Raw genomic sequence first — 15,028 nt, 5'->3', positions numbered from 1 at the left:
ATGACCGGCACAACTGAGAGCGGCAGACCGGAAGAAGCTTCCGAACAGCGCCCCTGCGGCACCGCCCATCTCCTCGAAGAACGAGCCCGCAACCACCGACAGGACGTTGGAAGGCGTGGGATCTTCGAGTCGAGCCACCGCACGTCGGGCATGCCGAAGCGCCGTTGCCACGTTGATTCCGTGATCGCCATCGCCCACGGCCGCGTCGAGCCGCGAGAGCTCCTCCACATGGTCGTCGATCACATCGGCTGCGGCGACGACGAGCCGCTGCCAGTCGGTGCCGGTCAGCCTGTCGGTGGCAAGTTTCACGAGGCCTCCCCGGTTGCTGCAGGGGTCGTGAATTGCACGCCGGCGCCACGCGCCGGCGCGTCGTACAGTCGTTTCATGTCGGCATCGACGCGACACACCGAGATGGCGAAGCCGGCAGTGTCCTGCGTGGTGGCATACGGCCCGAGCCATGCCCTGTGGACTCGAATGCCGCGATCGGCAAGGACCTGGCCCACCCGGCGGTAGAGGATCGCCAGCTCCATCACGGTGAGCGCTCCGGCATCGTTCACGAGGACACAGACCTCGTCGTCCGGCTCGTACGGCAGATCGTCGAGGATCTGCGGCACCATGATGTCGATCGTCTCGTTCGCGGTGGGCACCGGGCGCGCATCGCCCCGGCTCTCTCCATGGACGCCGACACCGATCACCATTTCGCCGTCGGGGATGTCGGCGAGCGGCACCTTGGTGACGGGGTGGGCGCAGCTCTGCAGCGTCGCCGACAGGGTTCTGGTGTTGTCTCGTACCCTCTCGGCCATCGCCTTGCAGGCCGACAGGGTGGCTCCCGCCTCTGCATGGGCGCCGACGATCTTCCAGACGAAGAACAGGCCGGCCGATCCCCTCCGGTCGGGTTCGGAACCTCTGGGCGCCGAACCGACATCGTCATACAGCACAACCATGTCCACGTCATCGATTCCCGCATCCGCGGCCTGCTCCAGCGCCATTTCGGCGTTGAGGACATCGCCTGCGTGGTTGGACACGCACACGAGCACGCCGGCGCCCCGACTCGCGGCGACGATCCCCGCGAGGAGCTTCGACGGTCCCGGGGCGGTGAAGATCGGACCGGGGACGTTGACATCGAAAAGCCCCTCGCCTACCCAGCCGATCATCGCCGGCTCGTGCCCGGATCCGTTCCCGATGACGAGGCCGACCTTGCCACCGGCCTTTGGTGTGGCGCGAACGATGAGCCCGTCCTCGAAACGAATGATGTCCGGGTACGCGCCGGCGTAGCCCTCGAGCATCTCTGCCACGATGTCGCTCGGATCGTTGATCAGCTTGGTGGTGCGCACGCTCATACCGGAGCCTTCGCAGGGGCTGTGGCCGGCGGCCGTGACGAAACGAGGGGCGTCCCGCCCAGGTGTGTGCGGACAAACGCCGACGCCTCCGTCGCCTCACCGATGAGATCCTCGACGAGTGGACGCCATGCATGGGTCGATCGCCCGGTCTCCACCGACGGATCGGGAAAGGTCTCGACGACGACCCATCCGGAGTATGAGACGTCGTCGAGCGCCGTTGCGATTGCATCCCAGTCGATATGGCCCCTGCCCGGCATGGCACGATTGTTTGCAGCACACTGAAAGTGGCCCAACCGATCGCCCGTTTCACGTATGGCGTCGGCGAGATCCGCCTCCTCCATGTTCATGTGGAACGTGTCGAGTTCGATCTTCACCGATGGATGCCCGATCAGATCGAGGAACGCGTTGCCCTGATCGACCGTGTTGAGCATGTACGTCTCGAAACGGTTCAGAAGCTCGACGCACAGGTCCACACCGACGGCGTCCGCCGCCACGGCGACCTCGCGCAGAGATTCGGCCGAGCGCCGGCGGTACGGCTCCAGGTCGCCGGCGTCCGGGAACGCGAACCACGGTGCATAGACGACGCCACCCAGGATCGGACTGCCGAGGGCCCCGGCCGTCTCCAGACAGCGTTTCAGATACTCCACACCGGACCGCCGCACCGCGGGATCGGGATGGGAGATGTCGGTGGATTCATCCAGCCCGGTGCTGCACACGATGGAGAGGCCGTGCTCGTCCAGCCTGGAACGGACACGCGCCGGGTCGAGGTGACTGCCGGACATCAGCGAGATCTCGACACCGTCGTACCCGCACCGGCGGGCCAAATGAAAATGGGCCGCCTGGTCGTCCGACCATCGGTCCATGAAGTAGAAGATCTCGATTCCCACGAGACGACGGATCCCGTGGTCGTTTTCCGAAACTGCGGCGTTGCGAACTCGTGTCCCAGGGGTGGTCAAGGGCCATCACCCGCACTCGCTTCGATCAACGCCTTGGCGGTGACATCGTCGGTGATCAGCACATTGAAGTATCCACCGCGAAGGCCACCGATGATGGGCTCGACCTTCTGCGGACCGCCGGCCACGACCATGCTCCATGGAACCCGCCGAAGATCGTCGAGCCCGACGCCGATCACATTGGAATCGGTGTGAAACGGAACGGGATTCCCCTCGAGGTCGTAGTAGTAGCCCAGCGCGTCGCCCACCGCCCCGCGCTCGTGGAGATCTTCGAGATCGTCCGTGGTGAGGACCCCGTACTCGAACAGGATCGCGCTCGTGTCCACGGGACCCACGCTTTGGATGGTGATGTCAGATTCCCGCGCCCGGTTGAGCGCGTCCGCGACGGAAGGCTCTTTGGTCAGTAACACCCCGAGATCAGGATCCGTGACAAAGCCTGGCGCCTGCAGGACCTCCCGGGTCCCGCCGGCGAGCTCGGCCATCCTCGAGGTGACGTCGTACTTTGCCCAGTCCTGGGTGTAGATGGACCCGACCACCTCGATGAACGTGCAGTCGATGGGCTGGTCCAGCCGGAACCTGTCGGGCAGGTGCGCGACCGTTCTCCCAATGCCGAGCCCCACACGCATGGCGGGCCGAATGTGCCGGGCCAGCCATGTGGCCGCACCTTCGGCAAGAACCGCCTCGAGCGGCCGTCCCGACTGGTCGGCGGCAACGACGACTGCGTCCCGCAGCCCAAACGAGCGGATCAGATCGGCTTCCAGTTCGAGATGCCAGTCGGCGGGAACCTTGACGCGAATCTCCAAGATGCCGTGGGATCGCGCCATACCGAGCACTCGGTTGATCTTGATACGCGAATACCCGAGCTGGGCACCGATCTCGCTTTGGGTCAGACCTTCCTGGTAATGCAGCATCGCCGCCCGAACGCAGAGCCGATAATCGGCCTCGGAGATCCTTGGCGGGATGGTGGTCCGCTCAATGCGAACATCTGTACGCGGCTCGTTCATTTGTTCGATCGTATGTGCCGGGACGCGGCGTGTCAAGCGGAATGGCCGGAATCTGCTCACCGTACCGACCCTCTCCCGGCGTGGAGGATGCCGGTGTCGCCAGGGTTTTGGTGCATCGACCGCACGGCCGTCGGCGGGCGCGGCCTCGTGCCCCAAGGGGCCGACGACGTCACCCTCGAGACGATCCGCCGCTTCAAAGGACTCGAAGTCTGAGGAGCCGTCCTCGCCGTCGACCGGTTCGAACACAACGATGACCGGACGTTCCCCATATCGGTTTCAGCCGGCATATCGGCTTCAGCCGGCGAAAAGTCTCCTCACCGTCGTCGCGCGTGACGCGGCGCTCGATCCGCGGGTCGGGTGAACGAGGTGACGGTGGACAAGATCGGTGTGCCCTTCGTCACACGCGCCAGGATCTTCTGCGAGACCAAGGAACTCGAAGTGATCTCGGAGCTCGGCCCGTAGCCGCAACCGACGGTGATGAGAGCGGCCGGCTCCGAGGAGGACAACTACGCTGACCCACGCCGGAGCACTCCCGCATCGACTCCAGGAGGCGCACATGAGACTCGGGGTGAACGCCGCACTCGTTCACGGTCGGATCGTCGAAGGTGACGTGGCCGTCGAAGGCGGGCTCATCGACCGTGTCGGCCTGTCCCCCGCCGGCCGGACCGGCCTTGCCACACCCGGGTTCATCGACGTGCAGATCAATGGATTCGATGGAGTGGACTTCACGACCGCCGACGCCGGCGACTACGCCCGTGTCGCCGGCCGCCTCGCAGCCACGGGAGTCACCGCCTTCCAGCCGACACTCATCACGCTCCCCGTCCCCGATTACTTCGGTGCGCTCGGACGGCTGCGTTCAACGTCGATCGCCAACGCCCGGATTCTGGGCATGCATCTCGAGGGCCCCTTCCTGTCACCCGTACGGTGCGGCGCCCACGATCCCCGCAACACCCTCGATCCCGACCCGGAGCTCACCCGACGCCTCCTCGACGCCGGACCCGTGACATACATGACGATCGCTCCGGAGCTTCCCGGGGCACTCGACCTGATCGAGCTGCTGGTCGCCGCGGGCGTCACCGTCGCACTGGGCCACACCGATGCCGACGCCGCGACCGCCAACGCCGCGTTCGATCGCGGCGCCCGCTCGGTGACCCACATCTTCGGCGCCCAGCGACCCTGGAGACACCGCGACCCGGGCATCAGCGGCGCCGCCCTGGTACGGGACGACGTGTTCATCACTGCCATCGTCGACGGGGTTCACCTCGCTCCGGAGGCGGTGAAGCTCGCAGCCAACGCCGCGGGCGAACGCTTCGTGCTGATCACGGACGCCATCTCGGCCGCGGGGCGCCCGGATGGCCGCTACCTCCTCGGTGACCGAACGGTGATCCTCGACCACGGGGCCTGCAGGCTCGACAACGGCACCCTGGCCGGCAGTGTCCTCACGATGGACCAGGCGGTCAGAAACATGATCGACCTCGGCTTCGACCCCCTGCGCGCCGTCGCTGCGGCGACCTCGGCGCCGGCCGAATTGGTGCGGCGGCCGGACCTCGGAAGCCTCGAACCGGGCACGGCGGCCGATGTGTGCGTTCTCGACGATTCGTATCATGTCATCCGAACGATCGTCGGCGGAGAAGAGTCTTTCGCCCTCTGAGACGACATCTCCTCGATCGACTAAGTTGCATATACAACTTCACGATCTCAGGAGGAGATGGTCATGACCGGACATTCGATCACCATGCTCGGCACCGGCCTCATCGGCGGCTTCTACACGATGACGATGCACGGTCGGCGCGGCCGTGACCGTGTGCGCGTTGCCTACTCGCGATCGGAGGATCGAGGCCGGGCGTTCGCGGATCAGTGGGACATCCCGGAATCGACGACCTCACTGGAGGACGCGATCAACCATCCCGACACGGACGTCGTCGTCGTCGCCTTGCCGAACTTCCTCCACGAAGACGTCATCGGACTCGTTGCCGACGCCGGGAAGGCCGTGCTGTGCACCAAGCCGCTGGCCCGCAACGCAGACGAAGCCAGGCGGATTCTCGACAAGGTCGAGTCGGCAGGCATCTTCGCCGGGTATCTCGAGGATCTCGTGTACACGCCCAAGACGCTGAAGGCGCTCGACTCCGTTCGTGCCGGCGCGATCGGAGATGTCACATGGGTCCGTTCGAGAGAGACCCATCCCGGCCCCCACAGTGCATGGTTCTGGGACAAGGAGAAAGCAGGCGGCGGGGCGATCGTGGATCTCGGCTGTCACTGCATCGAGATCATCCGCAACTACGTGGGCAAGGACAACAAGCCCGTCGAGATCCTGGCGTGGGCCGACACGCTCGTGCACCCGATCGAGGCGGAAGACAACGCGGTCGCGCTCATCCGCTTCGAATCCGGGGCGCTCGGACAGTTCGAGGTCAGCTGGACCTTCCGCGGCGGCATGGATCTGCGCGACGAGGTCGCCGGAACCGAAGGCACGATCTGGACGAACAACTTCCTGCGTACCGGCTTCGAGATGTACTCGTCCGGCGGCAAGGGCGGCTACGTCGCCGAGAAGCTCGAATCCAACGAGGGGTGGCTGTTCCCGGTCGGCGATGAGGTGACGGAACTCGGATACGTCCACATGTTCACCGACATGTTTGATTCCATCGATGGCGCAGGCACACCGCGAGAGACGTTCTACGACGGGTACGTCGTCAACGCCATCATGGATGCCGCGTATCGCTCCGCCGCCAACCGGCAGTGGGAGCCGATCACGCTCGAGTGGCGCGGCGGGACGACTCCGAGGATCACCAAGGAGTTCCAACGCCACGATGGCCACGCGATCGTGAAGGAGGAGATCCTCCCCGACGGCCGGCGCAAGCTGATCCTCAGCGACAAGGACACCGGATCGGTGTTCGACATCGTCACCGAAGCATGAGTCTGCAGCTCGAGGTCTTCGAAGACGACCAGTGGGCGGATCGTGTCGCCCAGCGATGGATTGCCTACATGCAGGAGCATCCGACGGCGCGGCTGTGCCTGCCCACGGGTGAGACGCCGAGGCCGGTCTATGCGCGATGCGCTCCGGTCCTCGACCTGTCCGCCGCCGTCGTCTTCGTGCTCGACGAGTACGACCTGCCACCGGAGAGCCCCGCACGATGCGTTGCGATGCTGCGGCGCGACTTCCTGGGAGCGCTGGCCCGCCCACCCGCCGAGATCCATGCCCTCGACGTGGATGCTCCGGATCCCGAGGCCGAATGCCGCCGATTCGAGGCACTCGTCGACGACGGCGGTCTGAGCCTTACGCTGCTCGGCCTCGGTATCAACGGACACCTCGGTCTCAACGAGCCTGGCACGACGCCGGACGCCCCCACCAGGGTGGTCCGTCTGGATACCGCCACGACGATCGCAGCCGCCAGATACGATCCGAACGCGAAACCGACCCGAGGTATGACGCTCGGCCTTCGACCGATCCTCGACTCGCGCGAGATCTGGCTGCTCGTCACCGGTTCCCACAAGGCCGCGACGCTCGAACGGGCCCTGAACGGACCCATCGGCCCGGATCTGCCCGCCGGCTACCTGCGCCGGCATCCGAACGCGACGGTGTTCGCGGACCGTTCGGCTGCCGCCGCGTTGTAGGTGTGTGCCGGGCCGGCATGTCCCCCGGCTCGACGACCCTGTCACGACTCGCGGCATCTCGGCTCGGCCACTCCCCCTCGACGAGTGGCGAAGTCTTGTCTTGACGATTGGCGCGCGCCACCGCCAATCTGAGCAACGGCATCAACGGATTGAGAGGAACGGGGTCTGGCGGTCCACGAAACCACGGCCACACCAGAGCCTCCGACAGGACCTGGCACGGCTCACGAGCAGGATCCACGTCATCCCACCGCGGCCGGCCCGCATTCGCAGAAGAGGAAGATCCCTCAGGTGGCGCGGCGGAGCAGTGACAGCTCGAAGACGCCGGGGACGTGCCACTCTCGACTGAACATGATGGCCTCGCCCACTGTGGTGTAGTCCACCTGGACGATCCGAAGCAGCGGTGACCCGACGTCGACCTGGAGGTGCTCTGCCAGCCGCTCGTCTGCAAGGACCGGAGCCAGAGTCGCTTCACCGTAGGCCACTTTGTGGCCCATCTTCTCGAACAGCTCATATAGCGAGCCACCGAAGCCCTCGTCGGTGACACCGGGCACGAAGGTCTCGGGGATCGTGTCGACAGAATAGATGGCGGGTCGGTCATCGGCGGATCTGATCCGCTCGACGCGCACCACTTGGGCCTCACCGATCCCGAGTGCCGTTGCCTCCTCCTGGCCGGCCTCGGTCCGTTCCAACCCCAGGACCCGGCGGGTGGGGCGCAATCCCGCCTGCTGGATGAGCCGCGTATAGCTGAGGTTGTGCCCCAAGCTGTGACGAAGCCGAGGCCGGAAGGCCACGTACGTCCCCGATCCGTGGACACGGTGTAGGTAGCCTGCCTCCGCCAATGACCGCACAGCTTCACGGATCGTGGCGCGCGAGACTCCGAACTCCTCACACAGCTTGGGTTCCGCGGGGAGCTTGGCTCCAACCGTCAGGCCACCATCGTGAATGCGCGCCAACAGGTCATCCCGAACCTGGTCGGCCAGCAACCGGCGTGGGTGTGCCGTCATGGCCCGGCGTCCATCTCGTGAGTTGATCGCCTCTTGTACACCAACGTGGCAATACCCAACAGTGTCAGCGAGATGGCAAGGAGGATCGTGGCGATGGCGTTGATCACCGGCGACACCCCGCGCCGGATCGAGGAGAACAGAAAGATCGGTATGGTCGTCTCCTGCCCACGGGTAAAAAGAGCGATGATGAAATCATCGAAGCTGAACGTGAAGGCCAAGAGGGATCCAGCGAGGATAGCAGGAACCAGCAGAGGCAGCATCACTTGGAAGAACGTGCGTTTGGGTGGGGCGTAGAGATCTGCCGAGGCCTCCACCAGATTGGCGTCCAGTGACGCCCATCTGGTACGAACCAACACGATGACGATGGCGATTCCAAACACGGAGTGGCCTGCCACGACCGAATAGAACCCCAGGCCCAGCCGAAAGTTGCTTCCCGGTACCAGATAGGCGACCCAATCGTTGAGCCACGTCGTGGTTGTCACCACGAAGATGAGGAGCGACAAACCCAATACGATCGCAGGCACGACGATGGCGGCGTTGACGAACACATCCACGGCCCGCCGTGCCCAACGCGGCGCTGCGGGGAGGGCGATCGCGATGGTTGTACCCAGCACCGCGGAGATGACGGATGCAGTGACGGCAATGCTGATCGACGTGCGGACGGCCCGCAGCACGAAGGGGTCCGTCCAGGCGGTGACGTACCACTGGAGCGAGAACCCGGTCAGCTCGGCGACATGGCGGCCGGCATTGAACGAGAACACGACGACCACCACGATCGGGAGAAACAGGAACGCGTAGACCAGGATCCCGTACGCCCGGATCCCACGATCGATCCACCCCGAAGTGTTGGAACTGTTCATAGCAGTGGAGCCTCTCGTCCCTCAGCTACGACTTTGCGGGTGAACCACATGTAGGCGGCGATGAGCAGCATGATCAAGATTATGAACGTCACGGCCACGGCGGCGCCGAACGGCCAGTTGCGAGACTGGAAGAACAGGTCGTACAGCGCGTTGCCCAGGAAGTAGGTCTGCCCACCACCCAGCAACACCGGTATCAGATACTCCCCCAATACGGGGACAAACACCAGCAACACCCCCGACACCACTCCCGGTGCAGACAAGGGCAACGTAACCTGGATAAAGGTCCGCCACCGCCCGGCCCCGAGGTCCTTCGACGCGTGACGTAAGTTGACATCGACGCGCTCGAGCGACACATAGATCGGCAGCACCATGAGCGGGAGGTAGTTGTAGACGATACCCAACAGCACGGCGAAAGAGGTATTGAGCAGCCGGACGTTGGGATAACCCAACCGTTCGAGAATCTGGGGGATACCCCGGTTGCCGAGAAGAAAGACCCACGCGTAGGTGCGGATCAGGAAGCTGGTCCAGAACGGGATCACGACCAGGGCCAACAGCACCATCTTGTGGCGACCACCCCGCGTGGCCATGAAGTAGGCCAGCGGATACGCGACCAGTAGGGCCAGCAGCGTTCCTGCCAGGCCGAGCCGTACGGTGTTCAGAAAGGGTACCCAGCGGGTATCGAGCAGCCCATACTGCTGAAGGCTCAAGGCGGCTTCGTATCCGCCATTGGGAGCGCGCCGACCGAGGGAGTAGATCACCAACACCACCATCGGGGCGGCGAGGAACACGAGGTACCACACCATCCCCGGAGCCAACAGCGCCAGGGACAAACGCCGCATTCGGTGTTCGAGGGAGTGAGCGGCCGGCAAGCCCGGCCGCTCCTCTTTGTTGGTGACGACTGTCCCCTCGGTCGGCGTGCTCATCTGCTCACGAAGAGGACTTCACCCGAGCCCACATCTCGGCTCGAGCCTCGCTGTTGTATGCCTCCGCCGAGGACAATGTCATCCGACTGATGGCTTCCTGGTCCGGATAGATCACCGGGTTGTTGGCGACATCTGCGGGCAAGAAAGGCAGCACGGCAGGATTGGCATGTGGAAACAGGATGAACGCGGTATCTGCCGCCGAGTTCTCGGGGCGCAAGATGAACTCCAAGAAGGCGTAGGCCGCATCCCGGTGGGGGGCATCGGCCGCCACCGTCCAGTTGTCCACCCACAGCTCGCCGCCGTCATCGGGGATGACGTAGACGAAGTCGGGGTTGTCCCTCACCACTTGGACTCCGTCGCCGGTCCAGGCCATCGATACCCACGAGTCCCCGTTGCGAATCGCCGGCTGAACGTCGGACGTGATGGCCCACAGGTGCGGCTTCAACTCCACCAGCATCGCCTCGATCTTGGCCAGTTCGTCGGGATCGGTGGTGTTGAGGTCATAGCCCATGGCCACGGCCGCCGACCCGATAGTGGAGATCTGGTGATCGACGATCACTGCCCGGCCATCAAGGTCGGTCTTGGCGCGATCGAAGAACTCCGACCAGCTCGTCACCGGATCACCCACGGCGGGTGAATAGATGATGCCAGTCGTGCCCCAGTTCTTGGGGATCGAGTAGCGGTTGCCCGGGTCGAACGGTTGATCGATGAAGAGCGGGTTCCAGCCGGACAGATCAGGGTTCCCCATCTTCGCATAATCGAGCGGTTCGATAAGCCCGTCCGCGATCCATCCGGGAACGGCGTAGTGGGTGGGAACCACAATGTCCATCCCTGAGTTACCCGCCCTCAGCAGGGCTTCCATCTCTTCGGTGGATCCGAAGACGCTGATGTTGACGTTCACGCCCGTCTCGGCCGTGAACCGCTTGATTGTCTCCGGGTCGTGGTAGTTGGGCCAGGTGGCGATATTGAGTGTGTCACCCAGGTTGGTGCCGGCATCAACGGCTGCCGTAGTATTGGTGCTGCCGGTGGTATCCGCGGACTGCGGGGCACATGCCGCCACAGCCAGCGCAACCACGAGCAGCAGCGCGGACCAGATGTTCCATCGGGCTCGTGTGGTTCGTTGTCTCATTCTTCTGCTCCTTCCCATTGTCCTGCTCCTTCGTCCGCGGGGGCCGAGCCCCCTGGGCTTCTGCTGGTCGTACGGCCAACGTCGGGGATGACCCGGGTTGCATCGAGTGTCCACTCCAAGGTCACTTCGTCGCCGACGGTGAACAGCTCCGTTGCCGTCGGCACCGATCGGGTCGCGACCACGTCCAGAGTCCCAACCCCTTGAATCGTTACCCTGTATGAAAGGTGGTCGCCCAAGAAGGTACGGTGCGCCACCCGTCCCGAGATGTGGGTTCCCTCGATCCCTGAGGCCGATCCGACCTCGGTGGAGTGCCTGGGTCGTATCCCAATTCGCTCGGGTCGTATCGCCAGCGCCACTCGGGCTCCGTGTGCCGGCCACTGCCGAGGAGGCGACCCGACCAGGCGAATCCCACAGTCGCAGAGAACCTCGACCCCCACCCCCTCTGTCGCCCCAAGATGACCGTGGATGAGATTCGTGGTCCCGACGAAATCGGCTACGAAGGTATCGACCGGGTCGTCGTAGATCGCCTCCGGGCTGGCGTCCTGCAGGATGCGGCCATCCCGCATGACCGCTACCCGGTCGGCCATGGACATGGCCTCCTGCTGATCATGGGTGACGAACACGAACGTGATGCCGACTTTGCGCTGCAATGACTTCAACTCTGTCCGCATTTCCGCCCGCAACTTGGCGTCGAGCGCCGACAGAGGCTCGTCCAGTAGCAACGTCTGGGGTTGCGATATCAACGCCCGAGCCAACGCCACCCTCTGCCGCTGGCCACCGGATAGCTGCCAACTCCGGCGGCGCTCGTAACCGGTCAATCTCACCAGCTCGAGCGTCTCCTCGACGCGCCTGGCGATTTCGGCCTTGTCCAACCGAGGTCGTTGCTGGCGGAGGGCGTAGCCCACGTTGGTGGCGACGTCCATGTGAGGAAAAAGCGCGTAGTCCTGAAACACGGTGTTGACCGGTCTCCGATATGGCGGCACTCCCTCCATCGCCTCACCGCCAATGAGAATCAACCCGGAGTCAGGCTGTTCGAACCCACCGATCATCCGAAGCAAGGTGGTCTTGCCACATCCCGACGGACCGAGCAGTGCGAAGAAGATGCCGGGTTCGAGCGAGAACGACACTCCGTCGACCGCCACGAGCGAGTCGAACAGCTTCGAGACCTCCCTGACTTCCACCGATCCGCTGCCTGCGGCGCTCATGCCGCCACCTCCGGCGTCTCCGCTTTCCCGGGAACCCCGTACTCGGTGCAGACCGATTCGACGTATTCGTCGACCGCTGCCGACCGTTGCCCCGAATCCCAGCCGAGAGCTTCCCCCAGAAGCCCCGCCACCGTTTCGGCGGCAACTTCTCCGTGGTGAGGGTCCTCGATGGCGATGCGAGTTCGTCGGGACAACACGTCATCGACGGAGAGGGCCTGCTCGTGATGAACAGCCCACCACGCCTCCGCTTGCAGGTAAGGGAGCCCGGACACGAGCGGTCGGCCGAGCCCTTCGTCGATCGCAATCCGGGCCACGTCGAGGGCCTCGGTGCCGTACCGGGACACCAAGTGTTGCGCGGACGGCCGGTCGAGACCGAACCGCGACGACACCTCGCCTGTGACTCCGGCGAGCGCGGAGGAAGGGGCGGCACCCACCAGAGGAAGGCGGGCTGTCGACGACGGACATATCCTGCCCAACGCGCCGGAGGCCCGGTCAAGTGTCCGTCCCGCCACTCGTCGATACGTTGTGAACTTGCCACCCCTCACAGTGATCCGTCCCGGTTCCGGCTCATCAATGACCTCCTCCCGGCTGATGCTCGAAGTGTCGTCACCCGCTCCCACCAGTGGTCGAACCCCGGCGAACGTAGCAACGATGTCGGCCGCCGTCAGGTGAACGTCGAGCACCCTGGAAAGGGTGTCGATCAGATACGAGACCTCCTCGCCCGTGGCGGTGGGCCGGTCCACCGGTCCCTCATGGGGGACGTCGGTGGTGCCGATCAGCCAATGCGATCCCCACGGGATGAGGAACACCACACGGCCCGGGACTCGGATGGTGAGGCCGGTGTCGGAGGGCACCCGGGAACGAGGCACCACCAGGTGAATCCCTCGCGAGGGTCGCAGCCGGTGTCCGTCGTCGCTCCAGTCGTCAGCCTCGAAGGCGCCCGTTGCGTCGATCACCACACGCCCTGCGATCGTGTGCTCTGAGCCATCGAGACGATCCCTCGCCACAACCCCCGTGACACGACCCTCCGATCGGGTCCACTCCACCACCTCGCAACGAGTCAGCAACGTGGCACCCAGACGAGCGGCGGTACGGGCCACCGCTACGACGTAGCGGGCATCGTCCACCACGCCGTCGCTGTACTCGAAGGCAACGCGCAGACGCTCTTCACGCAGACCCGGTACTCGCCTGCAGGCCTCGGCTCGGGACACCAGCCGGAACCGACCGCTGCGACGTCCGCCCAAGAGGTCGTACAGTGTGAGACCGGTGGCGATGTACGGAGCCAACCAGCGGTTCCCATCGACCGGGAACAAAAACCGCTCGATATGAACCAGGTGAGGAGCGAGGGTTGTGCGGAGCAGATGCCGCTCCCCCAGCGCCTCCCGTACCAAGTGAAACTGGTGGTGTTCCAGATAACGCAATCCGCCATGGATGAGCTTGGACGACCGGCTCGACGTCCCCACAGCCAGGTCGTCGCGTTCCACCAACACCGTGCGCAACCCTCGGGCCGCGGCATCGAGAGCAATGCCTACCCCGTTGATGCCACCGCCCACCACCACCAAGTCGGCAGGGGAGGAGACAGCCCTCTCGAGGCTGGCGGCGCGGGCGTCGAGCGGAGACTTCATGGTTGAGTTGCGACCTCCAGCGTCCATTCGATCTGGGCAGCGAGCGACGGCGCCCCCGGCAGCAGGCCGTCGAAGATGGCTCCTCCGATCGTGAACGCCCATGCTCCGGCGTCTCGCAGCGCCCGGATGCGCTCGGCCCGATCGACACTTCCGGCAGCGATCACCGGCCCCGACGACGAAGCCACCACCGCCCGAGTGAGTTCGACGGGATCCACCGTGCGGTGCCGGTACGCCAACAAGTCGAGCCCATGGACTCCGGGACGGGCGGTCAGCGCTTTGGCGTGGGCGGCAATGTCCTCGATCGACCCCTGCAGCTCGGAGGGGTGGCCCACAATCGTCCCTGGAAAGGGGTAATAGCGAACGGGAGCACCGTCGATCATCGCAAGGACATCGCTGTAGTGGGTCCCGCCAAGGATGTAGTCGACGCCCGCCTCCAGCGCCGCCTCGATTGACGCCAGTTCGTCTTCTTGGGAGATGGACACCACCTCGAGAAACACGGATCGACCGTCCTCGTGCATCAGATCGGCCAAGGACCGCATGGTGTCACGCGTAACGCCTACGTCCTTGAACCCCAGCAACTGCAACGGTGTGTCACGAACCTCTCGGTACACGTCGAGAACGTTCTCAACGGTACGGTCGTTGTGGGTCAGCATGAAGATGAATTGCATGGTCACCTCGTGGGAACTCGGGGCTCGTCGCGCGACAGCGTAAGCAAATCGCCGATGCCGTCTATTAGGTAGGTCGGTGCAGGATCGGCGGTAACCGCCTGCTGCCGCGTCGTAGCTCCGGTGAGTACGAGCGCGGCGTCCATGCCGGCGCGTCTCGCCATCGCCACATCGGTCTCCGCCCGGTCCCCCACCAACAGCACCCTGTTGCCGGGGACGCCGATCCGGGCAAGTACAGCCGCCGCCATCTGGGGTGAGGGCTTACCCACCACAACCTCGGCTGTAGCGCCGGTGCATGCCTCCACCGCTGCCAGCATCGCGGCGCAGTCGGGGAGGCCGCCTTCAGGAGTGGGGCAGTAGCGATCCGGGTTGGTGGCAACCAAGACAGCCCCCGATCCCACAGCCCGATAGGCGGCGTGGAGCTTGGCGTAGTCAAAGGTCCGGTCGAATGACACCACCACGACGGCCGCCCGCTCGGCATCGTCGAGGGAGACGATGGAGAAACCGGCCGCCCGCAGGGTGTCGGACACCAGGGGCTCCGACAGGCAGAGGAGGGAGGCACCATTGTGCCGGACCGAGAGGTACTCGACGAGGGCGTCAAGCGAAGACACGACCTCGTTGTCTTGGGTGGGAAGCCCGAGCCGGGTGAGCTTGGCGGCATAGGCAGCCGACGGCTCGAGTGGCTTGTTGGTCACGTACACGACCCGCCGG

At 64.8% G+C, this 15,028-nt stretch carries 15 protein-coding genes; 3 read left to right on the top strand and 12 right to left on the bottom strand.

Annotated elements, in window-relative coordinates:
* The 4 genes from GXP34_10460 to GXP34_10445 all read right to left on the bottom strand — a co-directional run.
* The coding region (locus GXP34_10460; protein ID NOY56392.1) for a DAK2 domain-containing protein at nt 1-309 on the bottom strand (309 nt) is incomplete at its 3' end.
* Nucleotides 306-1,340 (bottom strand): dihydroxyacetone kinase subunit DhaK, encoded by a 1,035-nt coding sequence (locus GXP34_10455; protein NOY56391.1) that lies wholly within the window; start codon nt 1,338-1,340, stop codon nt 306-308. The genes GXP34_10455 and GXP34_10460, both read right to left, overlap by 4 nt.
* The gene (locus GXP34_10450; protein NOY56390.1) at nt 1,337-2,296 is read right to left on the bottom strand and encodes a sugar phosphate isomerase/epimerase; all 960 of its coding nucleotides are present in this window, start codon (nt 2,294-2,296) and stop codon (nt 1,337-1,339) included. Before GXP34_10450 ends, GXP34_10455 begins: the two co-directional genes overlap by 4 nt.
* On the bottom strand, nt 2,293-3,297 hold the full coding sequence (locus GXP34_10445) for a sugar-binding transcriptional regulator (GenBank protein NOY56389.1): 1,005 nt from the start codon (nt 3,295-3,297) through the stop codon (nt 2,293-2,295). Before GXP34_10445 ends, GXP34_10450 begins: the two co-directional genes overlap by 4 nt.
* 556 nt (nt 3,298-3,853) lie before the next feature.
* Between GXP34_10445 and nagA the strand changes: the two genes are divergently transcribed.
* The 3 genes from nagA to GXP34_10430 all read left to right on the top strand — a co-directional run bounded on the left by nagA (nt 3,854) and on the right by GXP34_10430 (nt 6,906).
* Nucleotides 3,854-4,948 carry an N-acetylglucosamine-6-phosphate deacetylase gene (nagA, locus tag GXP34_10440; GenBank protein ID NOY56388.1) on the top strand — a complete coding sequence of 365 codons (1,095 nt, stop codon included), beginning with the start codon at nt 3,854-3,856 and terminating at the stop codon, nt 4,946-4,948.
* Nucleotides 4,949-5,011: 63 nt separating this feature from the next.
* Nucleotides 5,012-6,208 (top strand): Gfo/Idh/MocA family oxidoreductase, encoded by a 1,197-nt coding sequence (locus tag GXP34_10435; GenBank protein ID NOY56387.1) that lies wholly within the window; start codon nt 5,012-5,014, stop codon nt 6,206-6,208.
* Complete coding sequence (locus tag GXP34_10430; GenBank protein ID NOY56386.1) at nt 6,205-6,906, top strand: glucosamine-6-phosphate deaminase; 702 nt, start codon at nt 6,205-6,207, stop codon at nt 6,904-6,906. Before GXP34_10435 ends, GXP34_10430 begins: the two co-directional genes overlap by 4 nt.
* A 284-nt stretch (nt 6,907-7,190) precedes the next feature.
* Here the strand turns inward: GXP34_10430 and GXP34_10425 are convergent, their stop codons facing one another.
* From GXP34_10425 to GXP34_10390, 8 genes are all read right to left on the bottom strand, one after another.
* Nucleotides 7,191-7,910: a GntR family transcriptional regulator gene (locus GXP34_10425; protein NOY56385.1), complete on the bottom strand. Its 720-nt coding sequence runs from the start codon at nt 7,908-7,910 to the stop codon at nt 7,191-7,193.
* The gene (locus tag GXP34_10420; GenBank protein ID NOY56384.1) at nt 7,907-8,731 is read right to left on the bottom strand and encodes an ABC transporter permease; all 825 of its coding nucleotides are present in this window, start codon (nt 8,729-8,731) and stop codon (nt 7,907-7,909) included. Before GXP34_10420 ends, GXP34_10425 begins: the two co-directional genes overlap by 4 nt.
* Before the next feature lie 35 nt (nt 8,732-8,766).
* Nucleotides 8,767-9,693, bottom strand: a complete 927-nt coding sequence (locus GXP34_10415) for an ABC transporter permease (GenBank protein ID NOY56383.1) — start codon at nt 9,691-9,693, stop codon at nt 8,767-8,769.
* Between the two features lie 4 nt (nt 9,694-9,697).
* A complete protein-coding gene (locus GXP34_10410; protein NOY56382.1) occupies nt 9,698-10,822 on the bottom strand; it encodes a spermidine/putrescine ABC transporter substrate-binding protein in 1,125 nt (374 codons plus the stop codon).
* Nucleotides 10,819-12,027: an ABC transporter ATP-binding protein gene (locus GXP34_10405; protein ID NOY56381.1), complete on the bottom strand. Its 1,209-nt coding sequence runs from the start codon at nt 12,025-12,027 to the stop codon at nt 10,819-10,821. The genes GXP34_10410 and GXP34_10405 overlap by 4 nt, the downstream gene beginning before the upstream one ends.
* A complete protein-coding gene (locus GXP34_10400; protein ID NOY56380.1) occupies nt 12,024-13,652 on the bottom strand; it encodes a glycerol-3-phosphate dehydrogenase/oxidase in 1,629 nt (542 codons plus the stop codon). The genes GXP34_10405 and GXP34_10400 overlap by 4 nt, the downstream gene beginning before the upstream one ends.
* Nucleotides 13,649-14,320 carry a 1-(5-phosphoribosyl)-5-((5-phosphoribosylamino)methylideneamino)imidazole-4-carboxamide isomerase gene (locus tag GXP34_10395; GenBank protein ID NOY56379.1) on the bottom strand — a complete coding sequence of 224 codons (672 nt, stop codon included), beginning with the start codon at nt 14,318-14,320 and terminating at the stop codon, nt 13,649-13,651. Before GXP34_10395 ends, GXP34_10400 begins: the two co-directional genes overlap by 4 nt.
* A gap of 2 nt (nt 14,321-14,322) precedes the next feature.
* A partial coding sequence (locus tag GXP34_10390) for an HAD hydrolase-like protein (GenBank protein NOY56378.1) occupies nt 14,323-15,028 on the bottom strand: 706 nt, incomplete at its 5' end.

The sequence above is a fragment of the Actinomycetota bacterium genome, assembly GCA_013152275.1.
GTDB lineage: Bacteria > Actinomycetota > Acidimicrobiia > Spongiisociales > UBA4744 > BMS3Bbin01.
Note: the sequence above shows the minus strand (reverse complement) of the source record. Positions and strands in the feature narration are given on the sequence as shown.

What these genes read in the sequence shown, in the direction of transcription:
- GXP34_10430 (NOY56386.1), top strand. Translation starts at nt 6,205, where the DNA reads ATGAGTCTGCAGCTCGAGGTCTTCGAAGACGACCAGTGGGCGGATCGT.
- GXP34_10445 (NOY56389.1), bottom strand. Translation starts at nt 3,297, where the DNA reads ATGAACGAGCCGCGTACAGATGTTCGCATTGAGCGGACCACCATCCCG.
- GXP34_10415 (NOY56383.1), bottom strand. Translation starts at nt 9,693, where the DNA reads ATGAGCACGCCGACCGAGGGGACAGTCGTCACCAACAAAGAGGAGCGG.
- GXP34_10395 (NOY56379.1), bottom strand. Translation starts at nt 14,320, where the DNA reads ATGCAATTCATCTTCATGCTGACCCACAACGACCGTACCGTTGAGAAC.
- GXP34_10410 (NOY56382.1), bottom strand. Translation starts at nt 10,822, where the DNA reads ATGAGACAACGAACCACACGAGCCCGATGGAACATCTGGTCCGCGCTG.
- GXP34_10400 (NOY56380.1), bottom strand. Translation starts at nt 13,652, where the DNA reads ATGAAGTCTCCGCTCGACGCCCGCGCCGCCAGCCTCGAGAGGGCTGTC.
- nagA (NOY56388.1), top strand. Translation starts at nt 3,854, where the DNA reads ATGAGACTCGGGGTGAACGCCGCACTCGTTCACGGTCGGATCGTCGAA.
- GXP34_10455 (NOY56391.1), bottom strand. Translation starts at nt 1,340, where the DNA reads ATGAGCGTGCGCACCACCAAGCTGATCAACGATCCGAGCGACATCGTG.
- GXP34_10435 (NOY56387.1), top strand. Translation starts at nt 5,012, where the DNA reads ATGACCGGACATTCGATCACCATGCTCGGCACCGGCCTCATCGGCGGC.
- GXP34_10405 (NOY56381.1), bottom strand. Translation starts at nt 12,027, where the DNA reads ATGAGCGCCGCAGGCAGCGGATCGGTGGAAGTCAGGGAGGTCTCGAAG.
- GXP34_10425 (NOY56385.1), bottom strand. Translation starts at nt 7,910, where the DNA reads ATGACGGCACACCCACGCCGGTTGCTGGCCGACCAGGTTCGGGATGAC.